The sequence below is a fragment of the Streptomyces toxytricini genome, assembly GCF_014649915.1.
Lineage (GTDB): Bacteria > Actinomycetota > Actinomycetes > Streptomycetales > Streptomycetaceae > Streptomyces > Streptomyces toxytricini.
Genome location: NZ_BMTY01000021.1, coordinates 130,367 through 155,833, shown reverse-complemented (window position 1 = coordinate 155,833; position 25,467 = coordinate 130,367). Strand labels below are relative to the sequence as shown.

At 72.7% G+C, this 25,467-nt stretch carries 23 protein-coding genes, 5 tRNA genes and 1 pseudogene; 23 read left to right on the top strand and 6 right to left on the bottom strand.

Features of this window, described 5'->3' with window-relative positions; translation table 11 throughout:
* Window positions 1–2,582, bottom strand: a 2,582-nt coding sequence (locus tag IE170_RS25180; RefSeq protein ID WP_229885141.1) for a sensor histidine kinase, incomplete at its 3' end; no start/stop codon positions are given.
* Window positions 2,583–3,148: 566 nt separating this feature from the next.
* Here IE170_RS25180 and IE170_RS25175 point away from each other — a divergent pair.
* The 9 genes from IE170_RS25175 (at window position 3,149) to IE170_RS25135 (ending at window position 7,222) form a co-directional block, all read left to right on the top strand.
* A complete protein-coding gene (locus IE170_RS25175) occupies window positions 3,149–3,337 on the top strand; it encodes a hypothetical protein (protein ID WP_125541138.1) in 189 nt (62 codons plus the stop codon).
* A 137-nt stretch (window positions 3,338–3,474) separates the two neighbouring features.
* A complete protein-coding gene (locus tag IE170_RS25170) occupies window positions 3,475–4,275 on the top strand; it encodes a fumarylacetoacetate hydrolase family protein (protein ID WP_114054335.1) in 801 nt (266 codons plus the stop codon).
* Window positions 4,268–5,755 carry a glutamate--tRNA ligase gene (gene gltX, locus IE170_RS25165; protein WP_189811710.1) on the top strand — a complete coding sequence of 496 codons (1,488 nt, stop codon included), beginning with the start codon at window positions 4,268–4,270 and terminating at the stop codon, window positions 5,753–5,755. The genes IE170_RS25170 and gltX overlap by 8 nt, the downstream gene beginning before the upstream one ends.
* 150 nt (window positions 5,756–5,905) lie before the next feature.
* A complete protein-coding gene (locus IE170_RS25160; protein WP_189811709.1) occupies window positions 5,906–6,634 on the top strand; it encodes an HAD family hydrolase in 729 nt (242 codons plus the stop codon).
* 87 nt (window positions 6,635–6,721) lie between these two features.
* Window positions 6,722–6,793 (top strand) — tRNA-Gln (locus IE170_RS25155).
* 27 nt (window positions 6,794–6,820) lie between these two features.
* A tRNA-Glu gene (locus tag IE170_RS25150) sits at window positions 6,821–6,893 on the top strand.
* Between the two features lie 61 nt (window positions 6,894–6,954).
* Window positions 6,955–7,027 (top strand) — tRNA-Glu (locus IE170_RS25145).
* Window positions 7,028–7,050: 23 nt separating this feature from the next.
* Window positions 7,051–7,122: transfer RNA gene (locus IE170_RS25140), tRNA-Gln, on the top strand.
* Window positions 7,123–7,149: 27 nt separating this feature from the next.
* Window positions 7,150–7,222 (top strand) — tRNA-Glu (locus tag IE170_RS25135).
* A 165-nt stretch (window positions 7,223–7,387) separates the two neighbouring features.
* On the opposite strand, the gene ndgR is transcribed toward IE170_RS25135, so the two are convergent.
* Entirely contained in the window at window positions 7,388–8,104 is a 717-nt protein-coding gene (gene ndgR / locus IE170_RS25130; protein WP_030304142.1) for an IclR family transcriptional regulator NdgR, read from the bottom strand.
* Between the two features lie 185 nt (window positions 8,105–8,289).
* On the opposite strand from ndgR, the gene leuC reads away from it, so the two are divergent.
* From leuC to IE170_RS25110, 4 genes are all read left to right on the top strand, one after another.
* Window positions 8,290–9,714 carry a 3-isopropylmalate dehydratase large subunit gene (leuC, locus tag IE170_RS25125; RefSeq protein ID WP_189811708.1) on the top strand — a complete coding sequence of 475 codons (1,425 nt, stop codon included), beginning with the start codon at window positions 8,290–8,292 and terminating at the stop codon, window positions 9,712–9,714.
* A 3-nt stretch (window positions 9,715–9,717) separates the two neighbouring features.
* Complete coding sequence (leuD, locus tag IE170_RS25120; RefSeq protein ID WP_189811707.1) at window positions 9,718–10,311, top strand: 3-isopropylmalate dehydratase small subunit; 594 nt, start codon at window positions 9,718–9,720, stop codon at window positions 10,309–10,311.
* A 137-nt stretch (window positions 10,312–10,448) separates the two neighbouring features.
* Window positions 10,449–10,676: an SCO5555 family protein gene (locus IE170_RS25115; protein ID WP_189811706.1), complete on the top strand. Its 228-nt coding sequence runs from the start codon at window positions 10,449–10,451 to the stop codon at window positions 10,674–10,676.
* A 144-nt stretch (window positions 10,677–10,820) separates the two neighbouring features.
* On the top strand, window positions 10,821–11,504 hold the full coding sequence (locus tag IE170_RS25110; protein ID WP_189811705.1) for an HU family DNA-binding protein: 684 nt from the start codon (window positions 10,821–10,823) through the stop codon (window positions 11,502–11,504).
* 343 nt (window positions 11,505–11,847) lie between these two features.
* Here IE170_RS25110 and cofC read toward each other — a convergent pair.
* A pseudogene (cofC, locus tag IE170_RS25105) lies at window positions 11,848–12,546 on the bottom strand (2-phospho-L-lactate guanylyltransferase); the annotation flags it as partial.
* Between the two features lie 141 nt (window positions 12,547–12,687).
* On the opposite strand from cofC, the gene IE170_RS25100 reads away from it, so the two are divergent.
* The 3 genes from IE170_RS25100 to IE170_RS25090 are packed head-to-tail and all read left to right on the top strand — an operon-like array spanning window position 12,688 to window position 15,644.
* Window positions 12,688–13,440: a lysophospholipid acyltransferase family protein gene (locus IE170_RS25100; RefSeq protein ID WP_189811703.1), complete on the top strand. Its 753-nt coding sequence runs from the start codon at window positions 12,688–12,690 to the stop codon at window positions 13,438–13,440.
* Entirely contained in the window at window positions 13,437–14,447 is a 1,011-nt protein-coding gene (locus tag IE170_RS25095; protein WP_189811702.1) for an NAD(P)H-dependent glycerol-3-phosphate dehydrogenase, read from the top strand. The genes IE170_RS25100 and IE170_RS25095 overlap by 4 nt, the downstream gene beginning before the upstream one ends.
* A 39-nt stretch (window positions 14,448–14,486) precedes the next feature.
* Window positions 14,487–15,644 (top strand): D-alanine--D-alanine ligase family protein, encoded by a 1,158-nt coding sequence (locus tag IE170_RS25090; RefSeq protein ID WP_189811701.1) that lies wholly within the window; start codon window positions 14,487–14,489, stop codon window positions 15,642–15,644.
* Between the two features lie 82 nt (window positions 15,645–15,726).
* Here IE170_RS25090 and IE170_RS25085 read toward each other — a convergent pair whose 3' ends face one another.
* Window positions 15,727–16,212, bottom strand: coding sequence for a DUF3515 domain-containing protein (locus tag IE170_RS25085; RefSeq protein ID WP_189811721.1), 486 nt, complete (start codon window positions 16,210–16,212; stop codon window positions 15,727–15,729).
* A gap of 23 nt (window positions 16,213–16,235) precedes the next feature.
* Window positions 16,236–16,469 (bottom strand): Lrp/AsnC family transcriptional regulator, encoded by a 234-nt coding sequence (locus IE170_RS25080; protein WP_114054348.1) that lies wholly within the window; start codon window positions 16,467–16,469, stop codon window positions 16,236–16,238.
* A gap of 296 nt (window positions 16,470–16,765) precedes the next feature.
* Between IE170_RS25080 and IE170_RS25075 the strand changes: the two genes are divergently transcribed.
* Both IE170_RS25075 and thiD read left to right on the top strand, forming a co-directional pair.
* Entirely contained in the window at window positions 16,766–17,749 is a 984-nt protein-coding gene (locus IE170_RS25075; RefSeq protein ID WP_189811700.1) for a thiamine-phosphate kinase, read from the top strand.
* The gene (gene thiD / locus IE170_RS25070) at window positions 17,746–18,549 is read left to right on the top strand and encodes a bifunctional hydroxymethylpyrimidine kinase/phosphomethylpyrimidine kinase (protein WP_189811699.1); all 804 of its coding nucleotides are present in this window, start codon (window positions 17,746–17,748) and stop codon (window positions 18,547–18,549) included. Before IE170_RS25075 ends, thiD begins: the two co-directional genes overlap by 4 nt.
* Before the next feature lie 162 nt (window positions 18,550–18,711).
* Here the strand turns inward: thiD and rpmB are convergent, their stop codons facing one another.
* Window positions 18,712–18,897, bottom strand: a complete 186-nt coding sequence (gene rpmB, locus IE170_RS25065; RefSeq protein ID WP_064070327.1) for a 50S ribosomal protein L28 — start codon at window positions 18,895–18,897, stop codon at window positions 18,712–18,714.
* A gap of 240 nt (window positions 18,898–19,137) precedes the next feature.
* On the opposite strand from rpmB, the gene fakA reads away from it, so the two are divergent.
* The 5 genes from fakA to IE170_RS25040 all read left to right on the top strand — a co-directional run bounded on the left by fakA (window position 19,138) and on the right by IE170_RS25040 (window position 25,420).
* A complete protein-coding gene (gene fakA, locus IE170_RS25060) occupies window positions 19,138–20,769 on the top strand; it encodes a DAK2 domain-containing protein (RefSeq protein ID WP_189811698.1) in 1,632 nt (543 codons plus the stop codon).
* 16 nt (window positions 20,770–20,785) lie between these two features.
* Window positions 20,786–22,987 (top strand): ATP-dependent DNA helicase RecG, encoded by a 2,202-nt coding sequence (gene recG / locus IE170_RS25055; RefSeq protein ID WP_189811697.1) that lies wholly within the window; start codon window positions 20,786–20,788, stop codon window positions 22,985–22,987.
* Between the two features lie 187 nt (window positions 22,988–23,174).
* The gene (gene rsmD, locus IE170_RS25050) at window positions 23,175–23,753 is read left to right on the top strand and encodes a 16S rRNA (guanine(966)-N(2))-methyltransferase RsmD (protein WP_189811696.1); all 579 of its coding nucleotides are present in this window, start codon (window positions 23,175–23,177) and stop codon (window positions 23,751–23,753) included.
* A 29-nt stretch (window positions 23,754–23,782) separates the two neighbouring features.
* Window positions 23,783–24,262 (top strand): pantetheine-phosphate adenylyltransferase, encoded by a 480-nt coding sequence (gene coaD, locus IE170_RS25045; protein WP_189811720.1) that lies wholly within the window; start codon window positions 23,783–23,785, stop codon window positions 24,260–24,262.
* 105 nt (window positions 24,263–24,367) lie between these two features.
* Entirely contained in the window at window positions 24,368–25,420 is a 1,053-nt protein-coding gene (locus IE170_RS25040; RefSeq protein WP_189811695.1) for a cell division initiation protein, read from the top strand.
* Window positions 25,421–25,467: the final 47 nt, after the last annotated feature.

The following is a 25,467-nucleotide window of genomic DNA, read 5'->3' as shown; positions in this document are numbered from 1 at the left end:
CCGGGCCCGCCGGCCGGAGCGCGGTTCGGCATCGGCGCACCGCCGCCGAAGCCGCCCTGGCCCTGTCCCGCCGGAGCGGCGGGCATGCCGGGGCCGCCCTGCGGACGGCCGCCGGGAGCGCCCTGCTGCGGGCGGTTGCCCTGCGGGCCGCCCGCGCCGCGCTGGCCGGCCAGCGCCGCGCGCTGGCCCATCGCCGCGGCCACACCGCTGCGCTGCGGAGCGGCGCCGACGCCCTGGCGGGCGCCGCCGGCCGGGCCGGAGCCCTGGCCCGCGGAGCTGCCGGGACCGCCCTGCGGACCCGCGGCACCCTGGCCGCCCTGGCCGCCGGGGCCACCCGGGCCGCCCGGCTTCTTGCCGCCCTGGGCGACGTCCACCGGCAGCATGACGAGGGCCGTGGTGCCGCCCGAGTCGGACGGGCGCAGCTGGATGCGGATGCCGTGTCGCAGGGACAGGCGGCCGACCACGAAGAGGCCCATGCGGCGGGAGACGGAGACGTCCACGGTCGGCGGCGCGGCGAGCCGCTCGTTGATCGCGGCGAGGTCCTCGGGGGAGAGGCCGATGCCGGTGTCGTGGATCTCGACCAGCACGCGGCCGTCGGGCAGCGCGTGGCCGGTGACCTTGACCTTGGTCTGCGGGGAGGAGAACGACGTGGCGTTCTCCAGCAGCTCGGCGAGCAGGTGCACGAGGTCGTTGACGACGCGGCCGGCGACGTCGGTGCCCGGCACCGACGCCAGCTCGATGCGCTCGTACTGCTCCACCTCGGACGCCGCGGCGCGCAGGACGTCGACGAGCGGGACGGGGCGGGTCCACCGGCGGCCCGGCTCCTCACCCGCGAGGACGAGGAGGTTCTCGCCGTTCCGGCGCATGCGGGTGGCGAGGTGGTCGAGCTTGAAGAGCGAGGACAGCTGGTCCGGGTCGGCCTCGCGGGACTCCAGCTCGGAGATGAGCGAGAGCTGGCGCTGGATGAGGCCCTGGGAGCGGCGCGAGAGGTTGGTGAACATCGCGTTGACGTTGCCCCGCAGGAGGGCCTGCTCGGCGGCGAGGCGGACCGCCTCGCGGTGCACGTCGTCGAAGGCCGCCGCCACCTGGCCGATCTCGTCGCGGGTGTGCAGGCCGACGGACTCCACGGACGTGTCGACGTCCTGCGGGTCGGACTCGGAGAGCTGCTTGACGAGCTCGGGCAGGCGGTCCTGGGCGACCCTGGTCGCGGTGTCCTGCAGGCGGCGCAGCGATCCGATCATGGACCGGGCCATGACGAACGCGCCGACGAGGGACACGCCGAGGACGAGGAGGATCAGCGCACCGTTGATGATGGCGTCGCGCTGCGACTCGTTCTTCAGCTCGCGGGCCTTCTGCTCCATGTCCTCGAGCAGCGTCAGCTCGATGACCTTCATGGCCTGGAGCTTGGTGTCGTCCGCGTCGTACCAGTCCATCCAGGAGCGGTACTGCGTCTCCTTCGCGAACTGGTTCGGGTTCGACAGGACGCGGCGGGTGTAGTGGTCCGCCTTGCCGATCTCGGGGTTGCCGTCGCCGAGCGCCGCGAGGAGGTCCTCGGAGTTGCCCTGGTAGACGAGCTCGAAGGTCTTCTTCGCCTGGCCCTCGCCGCGCTGCGCGGAGAGGGCGTAGAGGCGGTCGTTCTCGGTGAGGTTGCCGGTCTTCTCGCCGCCGTCGGGCAGCGAGGCGGCGATGATGGCGCGCTGGATCGAGGCGTACTCCTTGGCGGAGGAGAACGCGGCCAGGGCGCGCGTACGCTTGATCATCTCCGGGCTGGAGGTGGCCTGCGCCATGTCCTGGGAGAGCGAGAGCAGCGAGACGATCAGCTGGTTGTACTCGGTGACGGTCTGCTGCGCGCCGTTCTGGTACGCGTTCTTGCGGACCGTCTCCAGGCTGACGAGCTGGCGGCCGATCTGCAGGATGTTGTTGCGGATCGACTTGAGCGTCTCGTCCTTGTCCTCGGCGCTGTCGACGCGCTCGGTCGCGTTGGCGAAGGCCTTCGCGGCGGCGTCTGTCTGCGCGCGGACGCCCGTGACAAGGGTGTCCATCTTGCCGGACTTGTCGGTCGACAGCGGACCCGCTGAGCGGTCGCGCTCCTCCTGGAGCGCGGCGGCCAGGTTGGTGGCCTGCCGGGTCATCGTGGTCAGCAGCTGCATGTGCTCCAGCTGCTCGATGTCGTTGAGCGAGTCGTTGATGCGGAAGCCGCCGAGGCTGGTGGCGGCGACGACGGGGAGGGTCAGCAGCGACACCAGGCGCGTGCTGATGCGCCAGTTCTGCATGTGCAGGCGGGAGCCGGGCCCGGGAGGGGCCGCGGGTATCGCGGTGTCCTTCTCGGCCGGGGACTCGGCCGCGGCCTTGCCCTTGTTCTTGCCCCGGGCCTTGATGCGGGTGGCCTTGCTCTTCACGCCGCCCTTCGCACCGGCGGCCTCGGGGGCCGCGCCTTCGAGGGCCGGCCCGCGGCCTTGGGCGTGCTGGGGCGAGGAGCCTCGGTCGGTCCCGCCGCGAGGCTCCTGCTCCGCCGCAGCATCCCCTCGGCCCTGAAGGGCCTGGGGAGACCCCTTGCCATCCCGCTTGAATCGTCCCTGCACTAGCGTCGCAACCTCTGGACCAGGCGTCCCGCCGGGCGACGGTGGGACGGTGTCGAGTCGTGGGGCGCTTGCTTGCGGCCCCATGGTGGTCGTCGGTGACCGGCGCGTCATCCTTCCGTTACCGCCGCGCGGCGCAGTCTCGCGCCACCTGCGCGCCGGGGTTCTCCCGCGGCGGTCCCGCGAATTCCAGCACAGTGGCGGATCTCCAACAAGGTGCGCGTGTCGGCCCCCGGAGTCGGCCACACCATGTGATCGCCGCGCTACGCACGGTGGGAAACCTTTCGGGGTGAATCGGACTTACGTCGCCCAAACGTCACGGCTGGCAAGGTGTCCCAGTCGTAATGATCAGGAGCGGAATGGCTTATTCAGTGGCGCAATGTCCGTTTCGGCGCCCGTAGTTGACTGCCTGTTATGTCCGTATTGCCGGGTCACTGGTGAGCAAACTCACATGTCCTTGGCCAATACTTCCCGGTTCAGGCGGGGATTTCGATGTTTAGCCTTGCCCTTTACAGGGTTGAAGGAACCGACAACCCCACCCGACGACCGAGCCGAGGCCCGAGACTCCGATGAAGACGACGATGATGTTCCGCAACATAGCCAACCCGCGCCGCACCACCCTCGCGCACCTCAAGGACGCCGAGGAACTGCAGGCGCCGCAGGCTCCGGAGCACGCCGTCGAGCTGCCCACCCAGACCGCGAACCCGCGCCGCACCGTCCTGATGGACGCCCCGGCCGCCGCCCCCGCCGCCCCGTAGCCGCAGACGGCGGCGCGCAGCCGCCGGCGCCCCGCGACGGGCCGCCGGCGCAAAGAGCCGGGCCCCGCCTCCCACCGCGTTAGCCTGGAGTCCGCAGACTCCAGCCAGCGGAAATGACAGAGGGGCAGACGCAAAGCGTGCGCATCGCCAGGTTCTCGATCGACGGCAATGTCGCGTTCGGCGCGGTCGAGGGCGACTCGGCCCCCGGCGCCGGGGGCGAGCCCGTCCTCGACATCATCAAGGGCATCCCGTTCGCGGACTTCGAGCTGTCCGGCACGAAGGTCCCGCTGAGCAAGGTCCGGCTGCTGCCGCCCGTGCTCCCGAACAAGGTCGTGGCCGTCGGCCGCAACTACGCGGAGCACGCGGCGGAGCTCGGCAACGCCGTCCCCGACGCGCCGATCACCTTCTTCAAGCCGTCGACCTCGGTGATCGGCCCCGGCGACCCGATCCCCTACCCCTCCTTCTCCCAGGACGTCCACCACGAGGCGGAGCTCGCCGTCGTGATCGGCCGGATGTGCCGCGAGGTCCCCCGCGAGCGCGTGGCCGAGGTCGTCCTCGGCTTCACCTGCGCCAACGACGTCACCGCCCGCGACGTGCAGAAGCGCGAGCAGCAGTGGGCCCGGGCCAAGGGCTTCGACGGCGCCTGCCCGCTCGGCCCCTGGATCGAGACCGGCATCGACCCGGCGGCCGTCGCCGCGGGCCTGGCCGTCCAGTGCACCGTCAACGGCGAGCAGCGCCAGCTCGGCAGCACCGCCGACATGGTCCGCTCCGTCGAGGACCTCGTCGTCCACATCAGCGAGGCGATGACGCTGCTCCCCGGCGACGTCATCCTCACGGGGACCCCGGCCGGAGTCGGCCCCCTCAGCGTCGGCGACGAGGTCGCCGTCACCATCGAAGGCATCGGCACTCTCACCAACAAGGTGATCAAGCGTGGCTAACGCGACCCCCGTCCGCGTACGTTTCTGTCCCTCGCCGACCGGCAACCCCCACGTGGGCCTGGTCCGCACCGCCCTGTTCAACTGGGCGTTCGCCCGCCACCACGGCGGCACGTTCGTCTTCCGCATCGAGGACACCGACGCGGCCCGCGACTCCGAGGAGTCGTACGTCCAGCTGCTGGACTCGCTGCGCTGGCTCGGCTTCACCTGGGACGAGGGCCCCGAGGTGGGCGGCCCGCACGCCCCGTACCGCCAGTCGCAGCGCATGGAGATCTACGCGGACGTCGCGAAGAAGCTCAAGGACGGCGGCTACGCCTACGACTGCTACTGCACCACCGAGGAGCTCGACGCCCGCCGCGCGGCCGCCCGCGCCGCCGGCAAGCCCTCCGGTTACGACGGCCACTGCCGCGAGCTGACCGCCGTCCAGGTGGAGGCGTACCAGGGCGAGCACCGCACGCCGATCGTCCGCTTCCGGATGCCCGACGAGCCGATCACCTTCACCGACCTGGTCCGCGGCGAGCTGACCTTCACCCCGGAGAACGTGCCGGACTTCGGCATCCTGCGCGCCAACGGCGCCCCGCTCTACACGCTCGTCAACCCGGTCGACGACGCGCTGATGGAGATCACCCACGTCCTGCGCGGCGAGGACCTGCTCTCCTCCACCCCCCGCCAGATCGCCCTGTACGGGGCGCTCATCGAGCTCGGCGTCGCCAAGGCCGTCCCGCAGTTCGGCCACCTGCCGTACGTCATGGGCGAGGGCAACAAGAAGCTCTCCAAGCGCGACCCGGAGTCCTCGCTCAACCTCTACCGCGAGCGCGGCTTCCTGCCCGAGGGCCTGCTGAACTACCTGTCGCTGCTCGGCTGGTCCTTCTCCAAGGACCAGGACGTCTTCTCGATCGAGGAGATGGTGGCGAAGTTCGACATCGACGGCGTCAACGCCAACCCGGCCCGCTTCGACCTGAAGAAGGCCGAGGCGATCAACGCCGACCACATCCGCCGGCTGGACGGGAAGGCCTTCGCCGACGCGTGCGCGCCGTGGCTGCAGGCCCCCTTCGCCAACTGGGAGCCCGAGGACTTCGACGCCGAAGCCTGGGCGGCCATCGCGCCGTACGCCCAGACCCGCGTGACCGTCCTGTCGGACATCACCGCGAACGTCGACTTCCTCTTCCGCAAGGAGCCGGTCGAGGACCAGGCCTCCTGGGACAAGGCCATGAAGGGCGACCCGGCGGGCCTGCTGACCTCCGCCCGCGCCCGCCTGGAGACGGCCGACTGGAACGACCCGGAGTCGCTCAAGCAGGCCGTCCTCGCCGCGGGCGAGGCCCACGGCCTCAAGCTCGGCAAGGCCCAGGCCCCGGTCCGCGTCGCCGTCACCGGCCGCACCGTCGGCCTGCCGCTGTTCGAGTCCCTGCAGATCCTGGGCAGGGAGCGCTCGCTGGCGCGCATCGACGCCGCCCTGGCCAAGCTGGCCGCCACCGCCGCCTGATCCGCGGCTCGCACGTCCCGCAGGGGGCGGCCTCCGAAAGCCCCGGAGGCCGCCCCCTGCGGCGTTCCCCGCAAGCCTCGGCCGCGCCGCAACCGCCGGATTTTCCCGTACGCCTCCGCAGGCGCGCGCCGGGGGCGTAGCCTCGGCGGTATGCCGATCCGCGCCGTGCTGTGGGACATCGACGACACCCTGTTCGACTACACGGGGGCGGACACCGCCGGGCTTGCGCGCCGGCTCGCCGAGGTGGGCATGGGGGAGCGCTACGGGTCGCCCGCCGAGGCGCTCGCGCTGTGGCGGGAGGCCACGGTCCGCCAGTGGGACCGCTTCGCGGCCGGTGAGACCACCTTCCAGGGACAGCGGCGCGACAGGGTGCGGGACTTCCTCGGGGAGCCCGCGATGGACGACGCCGAGGCCGACTCCTGGTTCGACCGGTACGTCGAGCACTACAAGGCCGCCTGGGCGGTCTTCCCGGACGTCCTCCCCGTCCTGGACGCGCTGGCGGGCCGCTACCGGCACGGCGTGCTGTCCAACTCCTCCACCGCCAACCAGGACGCCAAACTCCGCCACCTCGGGCTGCGCGAGCGCTTCGAAGTGCTCCTGTGCGCCGCCGAGCTGGGCGTCAGCAAGCCGGAGGCCGCCGCCTTCCTCGCGGCCTGCGAGGCGCTGGGGCTGCCGCCGTCCGAGGTCGCGTACGTGGGCGACCAGCCGGAGATCGACGCACGGGGCGCCCGGGACGCCGGCCTCACCGCGGTGTGGCTGGATCGCGACGGTGTACGCGGTCCCGGGCCGGCCGGAGTGCACCGGATCGCGGGGCTCGCCCAGCTCCCGGAGGTGCTGGCGCTGGATACCCGTTTTGGAGCACGGTCAGCCATCCGGTAATGTTCTTTCTGCGCCGCCGGAGCGGGCCGAAAGGCCGGAGACGGAGACGCAGCCCGAAGAAAGTCCCCACAGGGGATTGACTTCTGGTGGGGTATGGTGTAATTGGCAACACGAGGGTTTCTGGTTCCCTTATTCTAGGTTCGAGTCCTGGTACCCCAGCGCAGTGCAGTAGTAACGCAGTGCTTTGCCCCCGTTGTGTAGCGGCCTAGCACGCCGCCCTCTCAAGGCGGTAGCGCCGGTTCGAATCCGGTCGGGGGTACAGATCCTTCCCGCGAGGGGTCCTGGGTAGCTCCCGGACATCTTGATGCAGGATCGCCAGGGCCCCCGTTGTGTAGCGGCCTAGCACGCCGCCCTCTCAAGGCGGTAGCGCCGGTTCGAATCCGGTCGGGGGTACTGAGGTCTGGTTCAGACCACCTTGGGCTATGGTGTAATTGGCAACACGAAGGTTTCTGGTTCCTTTGTTCTAGGTTCGAGTCCTGGTAGCCCAGCGCAGTGCAGCAGCAGCTGCAAGGCACGCCCCCGTTGTGTAGCGGCCTAGCACGCCGCCCTCTCAAGGCGGTAGCGCCGGTTCGAATCCGGTCGGGGGTACATCGAGGAAGAGGCCCTCCGCGTTCACCGCGGAGGGCCTCTTCCGTGTTCCCGGCCGCCCGACGGGCCTCTCGCAGAAGTACGGGCCCGGCGGCGCGTGTTCGGACGTGTGCGGCGTCGTACGCGCCCCCGGGCCCGGGGGAGTGGGGGAAGGCGGCGGGCGGGTCAGCCCGAGCGGCGCAGGGCCTCCGTGAGGCGTGCAGCGGCGTCGATGACGGCCTGGGCGTGCATCCGGCCCGGGTGGCGCGTCAGGCGCTCGATCGGCCCGGAGACCGACACCGCCGCCACCACGCGGTTCGACGGCCCGCGCACCGGCGCCGAGACGGACGCCACGCCCGGCTCCCGCTCGCCGATCGACTGCGCCCAGCCGCGGCGCCGCACGCCGGACAGCGCCGTCGCCGTGAAGCGGGCGCCCTGCAGGCCGCGGTGCAGCCGCTCCGGCTCCTCCCAGGCCATCAGGATCTGCGCGGCGGAGCCCGCCTTCATCGGCAGCGTCGAGCCCACCGGGACGGTGTCCCGCAGGCCCGACAGCCGCTCCGCGGCCGCCACGCAGATGCGCATGTCGCCCTGCCGGCGGTAGAGCTGCGCGCTCTCGCCCGTCACGTCGCGCAGGTGGGTCAGTACCGGTCCCGCCGTGGCCAGCAGCCGGTCCTCGCCGGCCGCGGCGGCGAGCTCCGCCAGCCGCGGTCCGAGGATGAACCGGCCCTGCATGTCCCTCGCCACCATCCGGTGGTGTTCCAGTGCCACGGCCAGGCGATGTGCCGTGGGTCGTGCGAGCCCTGTCGCCGCGACCAGCCCGGCGAGGGTGGCCGGACCGGACTCCAGTGCGCTCAAAACCAGAGCTGCCTTGTCGAGAACGCCGACGCCGCTAGAGTTGTCCATGAAACGATATTCACGTCTCACACTGTGAAACGCAAGTTCAAATTTTCCAAGAACCAGCGAGTCTGTATGTGCGGGTCCACGAACCACTGGGTCCGAGGCCGTCGTCCGGCACGTGGGGTACCGGCGATCAGGCGCACCACATCTCTATGAAGCGCAGGCCGTACCGGCCGGCCGGAGGGAAAGCGATGGGTAGGACACTCGCGGAGAAGGTCTGGGACGACCACGTCGTCCGGCGCGCCGAAGGCGAGCCCGACCTCCTCTTCATCGATCTGCACCTGCTGCACGAGGTGACCAGCCCCCAGGCCTTCGACGGCCTGCGGCAGGCCGGCCGCAAGGTCCGCCGTCTCGACCTCACCATCGCGACCGAGGACCACAACACCCCCACCCTCGACATCGACAAGCCGATCGCGGACCCGGTCTCCCGGGCCCAGCTGGAGACGCTGCGCAAGAACTGCGCCGAGTTCGGGGTGCGCCTGCACCCGCTGGGCGACGTCGAGCAGGGCGTCGTCCACGTCGTGGGACCGCAGCTGGGCCTGACCCAGCCGGGCACCACAGTGGTCTGCGGCGACTCCCACACCTCGACGCACGGCGCCTTCGGCGCGCTCGCCTTCGGCATCGGAACCAGCCAGGTCGAGCACGTCCTGGCCACCCAGACGCTGCCCATGGCCCGCCCCAAGACCATGGCGATCACCGTCACCGGCGAGCTGGCCGAAGGCGTCACCGCCAAGGACCTGATCCTGGCGATCATCGCCAAGATCGGCACCGGCGGCGGCCAGGGCTACGTCATCGAGTACCGCGGCGAGGCCGTCGAGAAGCTGTCGATGGAAGCCCGCATGACCATCTGCAACATGTCGATCGAGGCCGGAGCCCGCGCCGGCATGATCGCCCCCGACCAGACGACCTTCGACTACCTGAAGGGCCGCGACCACGCCCCGGCCGGCGAGGACTGGGACGCCGCGGTCGCCTACTGGAAGACCCTGCGCACCGACGACGACGCCGTCTTCGACGCGGAGGTCGTCATCGACGGCGCCTCCCTGTCCCCGTTCGTCACCTGGGGCACCAACCCGGGCCAGGGCGCACCGCTGTCGGCGAACGTCCCCGACCCGGCTTCGTACGAGGACGCCTCGGAGCGCCACGCGGCCGAAAAGGCCCTGGAGTACATGGGGTTGACCGCCGGGCAGCCGCTGCGCGACATCCGTGTCGACACCGTCTTCGTAGGCTCCTGCACCAACGGCCGGATCGAGGACCTCCGTGCCGTCGCCGGAGTCATCAAGGGCCGCAAAGTCGCCGACGGGGTGCGGATGCTGGTCGTCCCCGGCTCCGTCCGCGTCGCCCTGCAGGCGGTGGAGGAGGGCCTGGACAGGGTCTTCAAGGAGGCGGGCGCCGAATGGCGGCACGCCGGCTGTTCCATGTGCCTGGGCATGAACCCCGACCAACTGGCGCCCGGCGAGCGCTCCGCCTCCACCTCGAACCGCAACTTCGAGGGCCGGCAGGGCAAGGGCGGCCGCACCCACCTGGTCTCCCCCCAGGTCGCCGCCGCCACCGCGGTCCTGGGCCACCTGGCCTCGCCCGCCGACCTGTCCGACGCCCACGCCACCGCCGGAGTCTGAACCATGGAAGCCTTCACCACCCACACCGGCCGGGCCGTGCCGCTGCGCCGCAGCAACGTCGACACCGACCAGATCATCCCGGCCCACTGGCTCAAGAAGATCACCCGCGACGGTTTCGAGGACGGGCTCTTCGAGGCCTGGCGCAAGGACCCCGACTTCATCACCAACCGCCCCGAGCGCGCCGGCGCGACCGTGCTGGTCGCCGGCCCCGACTTCGGCACCGGCTCCTCCCGGGAGCACGCCGTCTGGGCGCTGCAGAACTTCGGGTTCAAGGCCGTGATCTCCTCCCGCTTCGCCGACATCTTCCGGGGCAACTCCCTGAAGAACGGACTGCTGACGGTGGTCCTGCCGCAGGAGACGGTCGACCGGCTGTGGGAGCTGACCGAGGCCGACCCGGCCGCCGAGGTGACCGTCGACCTCGTCGCCCGGCAGGTCCGCGCGGCCGGAATCGAGGCCGAGTTCGAGCTCGACGACAACGCCCGGTGGCGTCTGCTGGAGGGACTGGACGACATCTCCCTCACCCTTCAGAACGAAGCCGACATCGCCGCCTACGAAAGCGCCAGGCCCGCCTTCAAGCCGCGTACGATTCGCGCCTGATTACAGTCTGAGCAGCGCTTATTCACCCCCGGGTGATCACGGCGAGAACTCTGTGCCCCCCGCCCCACGGCGGGGGGCACAGCCGTGTGTTGAGGCCCCGTGAGGCGACAACTCGCCCCAGATGGCACAATCTGTGCATGGAACGCGACAGTCAACTGGAGCTCTACCAACTCGTCGCGGACCGGTTGAAAGAAGCACACACACGGGTGCGCACGCTGCAAGTCCCGGAGGGCGTAAGGATGGCGCTGTCCCGGAAGCTGCTGGTCGTCACGGCCGCGGCGAAGCATGATCTCGCCGATGCGGCAAGGCGCCTGGACAGGTTGATGAAGGACCTCGACGAGGGTCGATTCCCTGAAGGCGACTGATGCGAAGGAACTCCGCAACGGGCACTCCCGTTGCGGCACTAGGGTGATTAGCCCGTTTCGTGTTTGATTTGCGGTATATATCCGCCTAACGTGCGAAATAAGCTTGAACACATTCGTTCTGGCGAGGTCTCCGAAGGGGAAGACGTGAACAAGGCGCAGCTCGTAGAAGCGATTGCCGACAAGCTGGGCGGCCGCCAGCAGGCCGCCGACGCCGTCGACGCGGTACTGGACGCCATGGTCCGCGCGGTCGTGGCGGGCGACCGGGTCTCGGTCACCGGCTTCGGCTCGTTCGAGAAGGTCGACCGGCCGGCCCGCTACGCCCGGAACCCGCAGACGGGTGAGCGCGTCCGGGTCAAGAAGACCTCGGTTCCCCGCTTCCGCGCGGGCCAGGGCTTCAAGGACCTGGTCAGCGGCACCAAGAAGCTCCCCAAGGGCGACGAGGTGGCCGTGAAGAAGGCCCCCAAGGGCAGCCTGATGGCGGCGGCCGCCGCCGGCGGCAGCCGCTCCACGGTCAAGAAGGCCGCGGCCAAGAAGACCACCGCGAAGAAGGCCGCCCCGGCCAAGAAGGCGACCACCGCCGCGAAGACCGCGACGGCGAAGAAGACCACCGCGAAGAAGACGACGGCCACGGCCAAGAAGGCCGCGCCGGCGGCGAAGAAGACCACCGCCGCGAAGACCACCGCGTCGAAGACCACCGCCGCGGCGAAGAAGACCACCGCGAAGAAGACCGCGCCGGCGAAGAAGACCGTCGCGAAGAAGGCGCCCGCCAAGAAGGCGACGGCGCGCAAGACCGCCACCGCGAAGAAGACGACCGCCCGCAAGAAGTAGCCCAGGGCACGTCGCACACACGCCGGGCCGACTCCCCCTCGGGGAGCCGGCCCGCGGTGCGTCCGCGCAGGCCGGCGCAGGTCAGCGCAGGTCGCGGCAGGTGCGGCGGCCGCCGCATGCCCGCCCGGACGTCCGCCTAGAAGGTCTGCAGGGTGACCAGGGTGATCCTCAGGGACGCCCCGCGCCCCTCCGTCTCGATCCGCACCCGCTGCCCCGGCCGCAGCAGCCGCAGCCCGCCCGCGTCGAAGGCGGGGGCGTCGAACGGCACCGGCGTGCCGTCGTCCAGCAGCACGCTGCCGCTGCGGGTCGTGGGGTCGTACGTGTACGCGGTCGCCTGCATACGGGCACTGTATCGGGCCGTGTGCCGGCCCACTCCCAGCGCGAGCGCCGCCCGCAGGTCCGCCCCCGTGTCCACGTCGCGCCGGACGCTGTCCACGCCGGACAGGGGGATTTCCACCGCCCCCGAGGCGGAATGCCGCGCCCGCGACGGGCCGCCGAACGCGGGTGCCAATTCCGACTCCGGAGCCGCGGAAAGCAGCGTCGTACCGAATCCCGCGGCATCCGCGAGAAATGCCCGGGGAAATGCGGATGCGGTATCGAGCACGCGTAGCAATTCCCCCGGGCGCAGCGCGGGCAGGTCCGCGTTCATCGCGGCCACCGCCGCCCGCGGCCGGCCCGCCCGGACGCGGCGCGCCCCGTGCGCCAGCGCCGCATTGAGGCCCGCGCCCGGCCCGTCCGCGACGATGCGCGCCCCGAGCCGGGCCAGTTCCCCGCCGGCCGCCGCGTCGTCCGTCACCACCACCACGTCGCGCACGGCCGGGCAGGCCAGCGCCCCCGCCACGGTGTCCTGCGCGAACGCCAGCGCCAAGCCCGGCCGGGCGGCGCCCACGGCCGCCGCGAGGCGGCTCTTGGCCACCGCGAGGGGCTTGAGCGGGATCACCAGGCTCCAGACGGCGTCCGTGGCGGACTCCTTCCCTCCGTGGGCGGCGGCGCGGGCGCGCACCGCGGCCGGGCGCGGTCCGCCCGCCGGGCAGGGGCCCATTGTCGCCCGAGCCCCGGCCCGGGGTCCGGCCCGCCTGAGCGGGGCGTACGGTGTTCTCGACAGAGACCGGGCCGGGCGCCACACTTGTCCGGCCCGCAGAGGTGCCCCAGCCGCGCACCGGTCGTAGAGGAAGGTGTCCGAGTGTCCCGCCGCAGAATCGGCTTCTGGTACCGCCTGGCCGCGGTCATCGCAAAACCGCCGCTGGTCGTGTTCTTCAAGCGGGACTGGCGGGGAATGGAACACATTCCGGCCGACGGCGGGTTCATCACCGTCGTCAACCACAACTCGTACCTGGACCCGCTGTCGTACGCGCACTTCCAGTACAACACCGGCCGGGTGCCCCGCCTCCTCGCCAAGGCCGCCCTCTTCAAGGTCCCCTTCGTCGGCGCCATCCTGCGCGGCTCCGGCCAGATCCCGGTCTACCGGGAGACCACCAACGCCCTGGACGCCTTCCGGGCAGCCGTCGACGCGATCGAGCGCGGCGAGTGCGTCGCCTTCTACCCCGAGGGCACCCTCACCCGCGACCCCGACATGTGGCCGATGGCCGGCAAGACCGGCGCCGCCCGCGTCGCCCTCATGACCAGGGCGCCCGTCATCCCGGTGGCCCAGTGGGGCGCCAACCTGGCCATGCCGCCGTACGCCAAGGAGAACAAGGTCCGCCTCTTCCCGCGCAAGACCCTCCAGGTCCTCGCCGGGCCGCCCGTGGACCTCTCCCGGTACTACGACCGGGAGCCCACGCCGGAGGTCCTCAAGGAGGCCACCGAGGCCATCATGGCGGCCATCACCCGGCAGCTGGAGGAGCTGCGCGGCGAGAAGGCCCCCGACCAGCCCTACGACCACCGCAAGGCCAGGGCGGAACAGCGGCGCAAGGCCGCGGAACAGGACCACAAGTGACCGCTCCCGTGAAGGCCGCCGTCTTCGGAACCGGCTCCTGGGGAACCGCCTTCGCCATGGTGCTCGCCGACGCCGGCTGCGAGGTGGTCCTGTGGGGCCGCCGCCAGGAGCTCGCCGACGCCGTCAACACCACCCGGACCAACCCGGACTACTTCCCCGGCGTCGAACTCCCCGCGGGCATCCGCGCCACCACCGACGCCGCCGAGGCCGCGCGCGGCGCCGACTTCGCCGTCCTCGCCGTCCCCTCCCAGACCCTGCGGGGCAACCTCGCCGAGTGGGCCCCGCTGCTGCCGCCCGACGCCGTCCTCGTCTCCCTGATGAAGGGCATCGAACTGGGCACCGCCAAGCGGATGACCGAGGTCATCGAGGAGGTCGCCAAGGTTCCGCCGGCCCGCGTCGCCGTCGTCACCGGCCCCAACCTGGCCCGCGAGATCGCCGCCCGGCAGCCCGCAGCCGCCGTCGTCGCCTGCTCCGACGAGGCCGTCGCCCAGCGCCTCCAGGCGGCCTGCCACACCCCCTACTTCCGCCCCTACACCAGTACCGACGTCATCGGCTGCGAGCTCGGCGGAGCGGTGAAGAACGTCATCGGCCTCGCCGTCGGCATCGCCGACGGCATGGGCCTCGGCGACAACACCAAGGGCTCCCTGATCACCCGCGGCCTCGCCGAGGCGACCCGCCTGGGCCTCGCCATGGGCGCCGACCCGCTCACCTTCTCCGGCCTCGCCGGCCTGGGAGACCTGGTCGCCACCTGCTCCTCGCCGCTCTCCCGGAACCACACCTTCGGCACCAACCTCGGCCGCGGCATGACCCTGGAGGAGACCATCGCGGTCACCAAGCAGACCGCCGAGGGCGTCAAGTCCTGCGAGTCGGTGGCCGATCTGGCCCGCCGCCACGGCGTCGACATGCCGATCACCGACACGGTCGTCGAGATCGTCCACCACGGCAAGCCGCCGCTGGTCGCGCTGAAGGAGCTGATGGCGCGCAGCGCCAAACCGGAACGTCGCTGACTCCATTCCGGACGTGTGAGCGGGTACCCTCGTGGCGATATGAGCAGCGAGAACCTCCCCCAGTCCCCTGAGCAGCAGGGCCGCAAGCCCCGCGTGGCGGTCGTGTTCGGCGGCCGCAGCTCGGAACACGCCATCTCGGTCGTCACCGCGGGCGCCGTGCTGCGCGCCATCGACCGCTCCAAGTACGAGGTGCTGCCCATCGGCATCACCACGGACGGGCGGTGGGCGCTGACCGCCGACGAGCCCGAGCGGATGGCCATCGCCGACCGCCGGCTGCCGAGCGTCGCCGAACTCGCCGAGTCGGACGAGGGCGGCGTCGTGCTCTCCGTCGACCCGGCCAGCCGCGAGGTCGTCTACACGGAGCCGGGCGCCGTCCCCAAGGCCCTGGGCGAGGTCGACGTCGTCTTCCCGATGCTGCACGGCCCGTACGGCGAGGACGGCACCCTGCAGGGCCTGCTGGAGCTCTCCGGCGTCCCCTACGTCGGCTCGGGCGTCCTCGCCTCCGCAGTAGGCCAGGACAAGGAGTACATGAAGCGGGTCTTCACCTCCTTCGGCCTGGCCGTCGGCCCGTACCTGACCGTCCGCCCCCGCGAGTGGCAGGCCGGCCAGGACGCGGCGAAGGCCCGCATCCTGGACTTCGCCGCCGAGCACGGCTGGCCGCTGTTCGTGAAGCCGGCCCGGGCCGGCTCCTCCATCGGCATCACCAAGGTCGACGACGCCTCCGGCCTCGACGAGGCGATCCGCGAGGCGCAGCGCCACGACCCGAAGGTCATCGTCGAGGCGCTGCTGCGCGGCCGCGAGATCGAGTGCGGCGTCCTGGAGTTCGAGGACGGCCCGCGCGCGAGCGCGCCCGCCGAGATCCCGCCGGTCTCCAGCCACGACTTCTACGACTTCGAGGCCAAGTACATCGACTCGGCGGCGGGCATCGTGCCGGCCCCGCTCACCCCGGAGCAGACCGCCGAGGTGCAGCGGCTCGCGGTCGAGGCCTTCGAGGCGGCGTCCTGCGAGGGCCTGGTGCGCGCCGACTTCTTCCTCACCGAGGACGGCACGTTCGTCATCAACGAGATCAACACCATGCCCGGCTTCACCCCGATCTCCATGTACCCGCGCATGTGGCAGGAGTCGGGCGTCTCGTACCCGGAGCTGGTGGACCGCCTGATCCAGGCGGCCCTGCGCCGGTCCACGGGGCTGCGCTAGACGACCCCGGGCCGCGGCCCGTACGACGCAGACCGCCCGCCGGGGATCCCGGCGGGCGGTCGGTGTGCGCACGGGGCGCGGGTCAGGAGGCGATCCCCTCCGGGACGGCGGCGGCCACCGCGGCGGACAGCCCGACCAGCATCCCCGCGTCGGTGGCGTGCTCCGCGTCGACCAGGACCTCCGTGTACGCCAGCCGCATCCCGGTGGTGAACCGGAACGACCCGTCGTCCTGCTTCTCCAGCAGCCAGGCCACCCCGTTCACGTGGATGCCCTCCTGCTTCGGATCGAGCATCTTCGCGGGCTTCGGGACGCCGCACCGCAGTACGATCGCCGAGCCGCCCCACGCGGCGGTCAGCTCGGACTCCGGCTCGGTCGGGGTCCGCGCCAGGCCGGCCACCGTCTCCGGGAGCTTCTCGTGCAGCGCCGCACAGTGGCCCGCTACGTCGGCGGGCGGAGCGGGCGGCGGGTCCACGCGGACCCCGCCGCCGGGGGAGCAGCCCGCCAGGGCGGCCGCCGCGGCCACGGCGGGCAGGGCGGTCACACGGAAGGGCCGGCGGTGTACGGACATCACCGGCCAAGAGTAGACGGGGGCTACAGATGGACCACCGGGCAGGTCAGGGTGCGGGTGATGCCCTCCACCTGCTGGACCTTGGCCACGACCATGCGGCCGAGCTCGTCCACGGTGTCGGCCTGTGCGCGGACGATCACGTCGTACGGGCCGGTCACGTCCTCCGCCTGGATCACCCCCGGGATCTTGCCGATGGACTCGGCGACGAACGACGCCTTGCCCACCTCGGTCTGGATGAGGATGTACGCCTGTACCACGGAACCTCCAGGGCGGCCGCGAGGATCGGTTCCCCCAGGGCCTGTCCGGCGGATCGCGACCGCATCCTGATCCGCCGGACAGGCCCTAACCTCAGGGTGGGCCCATGGACAGCGGGCGGGCCCGGGGAAGAAGGGACGCCACGGTACCGCGTCGCCGCGCGCCGCGGGGAGACCCGGGTGGGCGGCGCCACGCACAGCGGGGCGTACGGAGAGCAGAAGTTGACGTATCAGTTGACGGTACCCAGAGCTGTGACGGCTCGCGACCGCAAGCGGACTGGGCAAGAAGGGGCACAGCGATGAAGGGCACTGTGGGCGAGCTGGGGGAGTTCGGGCTCATTCGGGAGCTCACCTCACGGCTCACCACCACCCCCGCGGTCCGGCTCGGACCCGGCGACGACGCGGCCGTGGTGTCCGCCCCCGACCGCAGGGTCGTGGCGAGCACGGACATCCTGCTGGAGGGCAGGCACTTCCGGCGGGACTGGTCCACGGCCTACGACGTCGGCCGCAAGGCGGCCGCGCAGAACCTCGCCGACATCGCCGCCATGGGCGCGGTGCCCACGGCGCTGCTGCTCGGCCTCGTCGTCCCGGCCGAACTGCCGGTCACCTGGCCCACCGAGCTGATGGACGGGCTGCGCGACGAGTGCCAGGTCGCCGGGGCCGCCGTGGTCGGCGGGGACGTCGTCCGCGGCGAGACGATCACCGTCTCCATCACCGCCCTCGGAGACCTGCGCAACCACGAGCCCGTGCTGCGCTCGGGCGCGCAGCCCGGCGACGTCGTGGCCGTCACCGGCTGGCTCGGCTGGTCCGCCGCCGGATTCGCGGTCCTCTCGCGCGGCTTCCGCTCCCCGCGGGCCTTCGTCGAGGCGCACCGCCGCCCCGAGCCGCCCTACCACGCGGGCCCCGCGGCCGCCGGGCTGGGCGCCACCGCCATGACCGACGTCAGCGACGGCCTGATCGCCGACCTCGGGCACATCGCGGAGTCCAGCGCCGTGCGGATCGACCTGCGCTCGGCGGCCGTCGACATCCCGACGCAGATGCACGACATCGGCCAGGCCGTCGGCGTCGACCCCTTGCAGTGGGTGCTCACCGGGGGAGAGGATCACGCCATCGTGGCGACCTTCCCGCCCGACGTGAAGCTGCCCGCCCGCTGGAAGGTCATCGGGGAGGTGCTGAACCGGTCCGCGCTGCCCCAGGTGACCGTGGACGGCGCGCCCTGGACCAACACGGGCGGATGGGACCACTTCGGCTCCGACCCGTCCACCGAGGAGACCCCGAGATGAGCGACGCGCCGCCGCTGTGCCTGACCGTGGCCGGATCGGACTCCGGCGGCGGCGCCGGCATCCAGGCCGACCTCAAGACCATGCTCGCCCTCGGCGTGCACGGGATGAGCGTGGTCACCGCGGTCACCGCGCAGAACTCCCTCGGCGTCCGCGGCGTCTGGGAGCTGCCCCCGGAGGCCGTCACCGCCCAGTACCGGGCCGTCGCCGACGACATCGGGGTCCAGGCGGTCAAGACCGGCATGCTCGCCTCCGCGGCCCTCGTCGAGACGGTGGCCGCCCTGCTCGCCGACACCGGCGCCCCGGCCGTCGTGGACCCCGTCGGCGTCTCCAAGCACGGGGACCCGCTGCTCGCCGCCTCCGCCCTGGACGCCGTACGCCGCGAGCTGCTCCCGCGCGCCACGGTGGCCACGCCCAACCTGGACGAGGTGGCGCAGCTCACCGGCGTGGCCGTGGAGGACGAGGACGGCATGCGGCGGGCCGCCGACGCGGTCCTCGCGCTCGGCCCCGAGTGGGCGCTGATCAAGGGCGGCCACCTCGCCGCCCACGGCGACGAGGCCGCCGACCTGCTCACCGACGGCGAGACCGCGCTGTGGCTGCGGGCGCCCCGGCACGACAACCGGCACACGCACGGCACCGGCTGCACCCTCGCCAGTGCCGTCGCGGCCGGACTCGCCAAGGGGCAGGACGTCCCGCAGGCCGTCATGGAGGCCAAGGAGTACGTGACCGGCGCCATCGCCGCCGGCTTCGCGCTCGGCGGCGGCATCGGGCCCGTCGACCACGCCTGGCAGTGGCACCGCTGATCCGTGATCCGTCACGTCGCGCGGCGGGAGCCCGCCCGCCAACCGGCGGGGCGGGCTCCCGCCGCGGGGCCCGGACCGCTCCCGGGCAAGGCAAAAGGCCGGTCCACGAGGTGGACCGGCCTTCTTGGCAACCGGGAAGGGCTGCGCTACGACGTGGGAGCGTCAGCGCGAGACCTTGCCGGCCTTGATGCACGAGGTGCAGGCGTTGAGGCGCTTCGGCGTCCCACTGACCACGGCACGCACGCGCTGGATGTTCGGGTTCCAGCGACGGGACGTACGGCGGTGCGAGTGCGAGATGTTGTTGCCGAAGCCCGGCCCCTTGCCGCAAACGTCGCAGTTGGCAGCCACAGGTCACTCCAAAGACTTCAGATGCACTTACAGTGAAATCCGGCGCACCGGATCAGAGAGTCTGAAGTGGTTTGCCGGGGGAGGCCCGACGGTCGTCGGGCAACCGGAGCAGCATACAACGACTGCTCCCGTCCCAAAAAACTACCATGGCCGCCGTCCGGCCCGCCCCGCGGTCCCGACGTCCCGGCACCGCCCCGTTACCCTGCGGTGAACCCTGGCCCGCACAAGGAGGAACGCCCGGTGCCGCTCGAGCCGCAGCCGCAGCCCTTCGACGAGTTCGACGCCGAAGCGGTGCGCACCTGGAGCTCGCTGGCCGTGGCCGCGCTGGGCCGTGCCCGCGCCGACATCGACGCGATCAACGTCTACCCCGTCGCGGACGCCGACACCGGCACCAACCTCTACCTGACCGCCGAGTCCGCCGACCGCGCCCTGGGCGTCGCCGGCGCCGCCGGCCTCGTACCGGCCGTCCAGGCCTGGGCCCACGGCGCGCTCATAGGCGCCCGCGGCAACTCCGGCACCATCCTCGCCCAGCTGCTGCGCGGCGTCGCCGACGGCCTCGGCGACACCCCCGGCGACCGCGGCCCCGGCCGCCTGCTCGCGCACGCCCTGACCCGGGCCGCACAGGAGGCGTACCAGGCCGTCGCCCACCCGGTGGAGGGCACCATGCTCACCGTCGCCGCGGCGGCGGCGCGGGCCGCCGAGGCCGCCGGGGCCGCCGCCGGAACCGCCGCGGAGGTGGCCCGCGCCGCCTACGACGGGGCCCGCGCGGCCCTCGCCGACACCCCGCGGCAGCTCGCCGAGCTGGGCCGGGCCGGCGTCGTCGACGCCGGCGGCTGCGGGCTCGTCGCCGTCCTCGGCGCGCTGTGGCAGGCGCTGTCCGGGCAGGAGCCGGAGGCCGCGGCCGTCGGCGGGCCGGCCGCCGCCCCCGCCGTGCAGCGGCCCGCGCCGTGCGGCGCCGTGGAGGAGCCCGACGGGCCGGCGTACGAGGTGCTGTACCTGCTGGAGGCCGCCGAACCGGCCGTGGCACGGCTGCGCGAGCGGCTCGACGGCCTCGGCGACTCCCTCGTCGTGGTCGGCGGGGACGGCCTGTGGAACGTCCACGTCCACGTCGACGACCCCGGAGCCGCCGTCGAGGCCGGTGTCGAGGCCGGGCGCCCGTACCGGATCCGCATCACCCACTTCGGCGACGAGCGCCGCCGCCGCACTCCCGCCGAGCGCGCCGTCGTCGCCGTCGTCCCCGGCGAGGGCCTGGCCGCCCTGTGCGGGGAGGCCGGCGCCACCACCGTCCTCTCCCCGCCCGGTGCCGCCCCCGACGCCGACGGGCTCGCCGCCGCCATCCGGCGTGCGCACGCCCGCGAGGTCGTGCTCCTGACCGGCGGGCCCGACCAGCGCGCCGCCGCCCACGCCGCCGCCGAGCGGGCCCGCGCCGACGGCGTGCGCGTCGCGGTGATCCCCACCCGGTCCGCCGTCCAGGGCCTCGCGGCCCTCGCCGTCCACGACCCCGAGGGCAGCTTCGACGAGGACGTCGTCGCCATGACCTCCGCGGCCGGAGCCACCCGCTACGCCGAACTCGCCGTCGCGGAACGGCAGTCCTTCACCTCCGCCGGCATCTGCCAGGCCGGGGACGTGCTCGGCCTCATCGACGGGGACGTCGCCGTCATCGGCTCCGCACTCGCCGAGACCGCGGAGGCCGTCCTCGCCCGCATGCTGGGCTCCGGCGGCGAACTCGTCACCCTCGTCCTCGGACCCGACGCGCCCGACGCCCTCGCCGAGCGGCTGGAGGCGTACGTCCAGCACGGGCACCTCGCGGTCGACACCGTCACCTACCAGGGCGGCCGGCACTCCGCCCCGCTGCTGATCGGGGTCGAATAGCCGCGGTGTCGGCGCCATGGTGTGCAATGAACGGGTGCCCGCGCTCGACGAAGACCTCAAGAAGACGCTCGGCCCCGCCACCGCCAAGGTGCTGGCCGAACAGCTCGGCCTGCACACGGCCCTCGACCTGCTCCACCACTATCCGAGGCGGTACGCCGAGCGCGGCGAGCTGACCTCCCTCGCGGGACTCGCCGACCAGCTCGACGAGCACGTCACCGTCGTCGCGCAGGTGGCCGACGCGCGCATCCACACCTTCAACGGCGGCCGCGGCAAACGTCTGGAGGTCACCATCACCGACGGCAGCGGCCGCCTCCAGCTGGTCTTCTTCGGCGCCGGCGTGCACAAGCCGCACAAGGAGCTGCTGCCCGGCAGCCGCGCGATGTTCGCCGGCAAGGTCTCCATGTTCAACCGCAAGCTCCAACTGGCCCACCCGGCCTACGAGCCGCTCGGCGCGGACGCTTCCGACCGGGACGCCGCCACCGCCTTCGCCAACCAGCTGATCCCGATCTACCCGGCCTGCGCGAAACTGGAGTCCTGGAAGATCGCCAAGTGCGTGGACGCCGTACTGCCCGGCGCCCGGGAGGCCGTGGACCCGCTGCCGGCCGCCCTGCGCGAAGGCCGCGGCCTGGTCCCGCTCACCGAGGCCCTGCTCAAGATCCACCGGCCGGCCACCAAGGCCGACATCGAGGACGCCCGCCGGCGCCTGAAGTGGGACGAGGCCTTCGTCCTCCAGGTCGCGCTGGCCCGCCGGCGCCACGCCGACGCCCAGCTGCCGGCCGTCGCCCGCCGCCCCGCCCCGGGCGGCCTGCTCGACGCCTTCGACGCCAGGCTCCCCTTCACCCTCACCGCGGGCCAGCAGGCCGTCTCCCGGGAGATCTTCGACGATCTGGCCACCGAACACCCCATGCACCGCCTCCTCCAGGGCGAGGTCGGCTCCGGGAAGACGATGGTCGCGCTGCGGGCCATGCTCGCCGTCGTCGACGCCGGCGGGCAGGCCGCGATGCTCGCGCCCACCGAGGTCCTCGCCCAGCAGCACCACCGCTCGATCACCGAGATGATGGGCGAGCTCGCCGAGGGCGGCATGCTGGGCGGCTCCGACCAGGGCACCAAGGTCGTGCTGCTCACCGGATCGATGGGGGTGCCCGCCCGCCGCCAGGCGCTGCTGGACCTCGTCACCGGCGAGGCCGGCATCGTCATCGGCACCCACGCCCTCATCGAGGACAAGGTGCAGTTCCACGACCTCGGGCTCGTCGTCGTCGACGAACAGCACCGCTTCGGGGTGGAGCAGCGCGACGCGCTGCGCTCCAAGGGCAGGCAGCCCCCGCACCTCCTGGTGATGACCGCCACCCCGATCCCGCGCACCGTCGCCATGACCGTCTTCGGCGATCTGGAGACCTCCGTCCTCGACCAGCTGCCCGCGGGCCGCTCCCCGATCGCCACCCACGTCGTCCCCGCCAAGGACAAGCCGCACTTCCTCACCCGGGCCTGGGAGCGGGTCCGCGAGGAGGTGGAGAAGGGCCACCAGGCGTACGTGGTCTGCCCGCGCATCGGCGACGGGGAGGACGACCCCAGGAAGAAGCAGGCTGCGGAAGAGGCCGACCGGCGCCCGCCGCTCGCCGTCCTCGACGTCGCCGAGCAGCTGTCCCGGGGCCCGCTCGCCGGACTGTCGGTGGAGGTGCTCCACGGCAGGATGGACCCCGCCGACAAGGACGCCGTCATGCGGCGCTTCGCCGCCGGCGAGGTCCAGGTGCTGGTCGCCACCACCGTCATCGAGGTCGGCGTGAACGTCCCGAACTCCACCGTCATGGTCATCATGGACGCCGACCGCTTCGGCGTCTCCCAACTGCACCAGCTGCGCGGCCGCGTCGGCCGCGGCTCCGCCCCCGGCCTGTGCCTCCTCGTCAGCGAGATGCCCGAGGCGAGCCCGGCCCGCGCCCGCCTCGCCGCCGTCGCCGCCACCCTGGACGGCTTCGAGCTATCCCGCATCGACCTGGAGCAGCGCCGCGAGGGCGACGTCCTCGGCCAGGCCCAGTCGGGAGTGCGCTCCTCCCTGCGGATGCTCGCCGTCATCGAGGACGAGGAGGTCATCGCCCAGGCCCGCGAGGAGGCCGCCCGCGTCGTCGCCGCCGACCCGGAGCTGGAACGGCTCCCGGGCCTCCGGGGCGCCCTGGACGCGCTGCTGGACGCCGATCGGGAGCAGTACCTGGAGAAGGGCTGACCGCACCGGCCGCCACCCGTACGGCGGCGCCCCGCCCCCGCCCGCAGCGGGGCCGGGCCGGTGCGGCGCCGCCCCACGACCTATCGTGGACCTCGCGGCGGCCGGCGGAGCCCGGCGGCCGCCGCGGGACCGCGGCACACCGCCGGCCCCGCGCAGCAGCCCCTGCCGCCGTACCGAAGGACCCCAGATGACCCGCGTGATCGCCGGCAGCGCCGGCGGGCGACGGCTGGCCGTGCCCCCCGGCACGGGCACCCGGCCGACCTCGGACCGGATGCGCGAAGGCCTGTTCTCCACCTGGGAGTCGCTGCACGGCGTCGAGGGGGCCCGCGTCCTCGACCTCTACGCGGGCTCCGGCGCCGTCGGCCTGGAGGCCCTCTCGCGCGGCGCGGAGCACGCCCTGCTCGTCGAAACCGACGCCAAGGCCGCCAAGGCCATCCGCGACAACATCCGCACGCTCGGCCTGCCCGGCGCCGAGTTCAGGGCCGGCCGCGCCGAGCAGGTCGTCGCCGTGCCCGCCGCGGGGGAGCCGTACGACGTCGTCTTCCTCGACCCGCCGTACGCCGTCACCCACGGCGATCTTGGCGAGATCCTCCTCACACTCCGCGCCAACCGCTGGATCGCGGACGGCGCGCTCGTCACCGTGGAGCGCGGCACCAGGAGCGGAGCGTTCCCGTGGCCGGAGGGGTTCGAGCCGCTGCGCTCCCGCAAGTACGGCGAAGGCACCCTCTGGTACGGCCGCGCCGCCTCCACCAGCGAAGAGTCATGATGCCCGCACCGGAGAACAAGGGGACCAAGTTGCGCCGCGCCGTCTGTCCGGGGTCCTTCGACCCCGTCACCAACGGGCACCTGGACATCATCGGCCGGGCCTCCCGGCTCTACGACGTCGTCCACGTCGCCGTGATGATCAACCAGTCCAAGAAGGGGCTGTTCACCGTCGACGAGCGGATCGAGCTCATCCGCGAGGCGACCGCCGAGTACGGCAACATCGAGGTCGAGTCCTTCCACGGGCTCCTCGTCGACTTCTGCAAGCAGCGCGACATCCCGGCGATCGTCAAGGGCCTGCGCGCCGTCAGCGACTTCGACTACGAACTCCAGATGGCCCAGATGAACATCGGGCTCAGCGGCGTCGAAACGCTGTTCGTGCCGACCAACCCGACGTACAGCTTCCTGTCCTCCTCCCTGGTCAAGGAGGTCGCGGCCTGGGGCGGCGACGTCTCCCACCTGCTCCCGCCGCACGTGCACGCGGCGCTCACCGCCCGGCTCGCCGAACGCTGACCGGGCGAAGGCGCCGCCGTTCGCTGTCGGGCGCCGCCCCCGTGGCCTTACAGTCGTCCCGTCCGTCTCAGGAACCGCCCCGAGGCCGAGAGAGTGCGAGCCGCCATGGACGTCCACAAGAAGCTCGACGAGATCGTCGCGGCCGTCGGCGGCGCCCGGTCCATGCCCATGTCGGCCTCCTGCGTCCTCAACCGCGCCGAGCTGCTCGCCCGGCTGGAGGAGCTGCGGGAGGCGCTGCCCGGCTCCCTCGCCCGCGCGGAGGAGGTGCTCGGCGGCCGGGAGCAGGTCGTCGAGGAGGCCCGCCGGGAGGCGGAGCGGATCGTCGGGGCCGCGCACGCCCAGCGCGCCGCTCTGGTCTCCGACTCGGAGGTGGCCCGCCTGTCCCGGGACGAGGCCGACCGGATCCTGGCGCAGGCCGCCCGGGAGGCCGCGGAGGTCCGCGCCCAGGCCGACGACTACGTCGACGCCAAGCTCGCCAACTTCGAGGCCGTGCTGACCAAGACCCTCGGCTCGGTCGACCGCGGCCGGGAGAAGCTGCTGGGCCGCGGCCCCGGCCTGGACGACGAGGGCCGACCGGACCCGGACGCGCCGGAGCCCGACGGCGACCCGGAGACCCTCCGCCGGCAGGCCGACGCGTACGCCGACGCGAAGCTGGCCACCATCGAGGCGGTGCTGGCCAAGACCCTGGAGGCGGTCGGCCGCGGCCGCCAGAAGCTGCTGGGCCGGCTCCCCGCGGACGACCTCGGCGCGCACCTGGCCGCCCGGGACGCCGAGGGGGCGCAGCCCTCCCGCGCCGCGAGCGACGCGGACTTCCTCGCGGGCCTCGCGGAGCCGGAGCCCCCGGCGGCGCCGGCCGCGGCGATCCCCGCGCAGGCGGCGTCCGAGCCGATGTACGGAGGGTACGGCTACCCGCAGCCGGGCGGGCAGGACGGCTACGCCTACCAGGACCCGTACGCGTACGGGCAGCAGCCCGTCCCGCAGGCCGACCCCTACGCCGCGGCGTACGGCGGACAGCCCGACCCGTACGCCGCGTACGGGGCGCCGGGCGCGGCCGGGTACCCGTACCCGCAGCAGCAGGCGGCCCTGGACGAGACGAGCTTCTTCGACACGAGCATGATCAACCTGGACCAGCTGCGCCAGTACGAACAGGGGCGCTGACCCGGATTGGGCACAGGGCGGGGCTGCGGGTATCCTGACTGTTCGGT

What these genes read in the sequence shown, in the direction of transcription:
- IE170_RS25040 (WP_189811695.1), top strand. Translation starts at nt 24,368, where the DNA reads ATGGACGTCCACAAGAAGCTCGACGAGATCGTCGCGGCCGTCGGCGGC.
- ndgR (WP_030304142.1), bottom strand. Translation starts at nt 8,104, where the DNA reads ATGGACAACTCTAGCGGCGTCGGCGTTCTCGACAAGGCAGCTCTGGTT.
- IE170_RS25075 (WP_189811700.1), top strand. Translation starts at nt 16,766, where the DNA reads ATGAAGGGCACTGTGGGCGAGCTGGGGGAGTTCGGGCTCATTCGGGAG.
- leuD (WP_189811707.1), top strand. Translation starts at nt 9,718, where the DNA reads ATGGAAGCCTTCACCACCCACACCGGCCGGGCCGTGCCGCTGCGCCGC.
- IE170_RS25090 (WP_189811701.1), top strand. Translation starts at nt 14,487, where the DNA reads ATGAGCAGCGAGAACCTCCCCCAGTCCCCTGAGCAGCAGGGCCGCAAG.
- thiD (WP_189811699.1), top strand. Translation starts at nt 17,746, where the DNA reads ATGAGCGACGCGCCGCCGCTGTGCCTGACCGTGGCCGGATCGGACTCC.
- rsmD (WP_189811696.1), top strand. Translation starts at nt 23,175, where the DNA reads ATGACCCGCGTGATCGCCGGCAGCGCCGGCGGGCGACGGCTGGCCGTG.
- recG (WP_189811697.1), top strand. Translation starts at nt 20,786, where the DNA reads ATGGTGTGCAATGAACGGGTGCCCGCGCTCGACGAAGACCTCAAGAAG.
- IE170_RS25115 (WP_189811706.1), top strand. Translation starts at nt 10,449, where the DNA reads ATGGAACGCGACAGTCAACTGGAGCTCTACCAACTCGTCGCGGACCGG.
- IE170_RS25160 (WP_189811709.1), top strand. Translation starts at nt 5,906, where the DNA reads ATGCCGATCCGCGCCGTGCTGTGGGACATCGACGACACCCTGTTCGAC.
- IE170_RS25085 (WP_189811721.1), bottom strand. Translation starts at nt 16,212, where the DNA reads ATGTCCGTACACCGCCGGCCCTTCCGTGTGACCGCCCTGCCCGCCGTG.
- leuC (WP_189811708.1), top strand. Translation starts at nt 8,290, where the DNA reads ATGGGTAGGACACTCGCGGAGAAGGTCTGGGACGACCACGTCGTCCGG.
- IE170_RS25175 (WP_125541138.1), top strand. Translation starts at nt 3,149, where the DNA reads ATGAAGACGACGATGATGTTCCGCAACATAGCCAACCCGCGCCGCACC.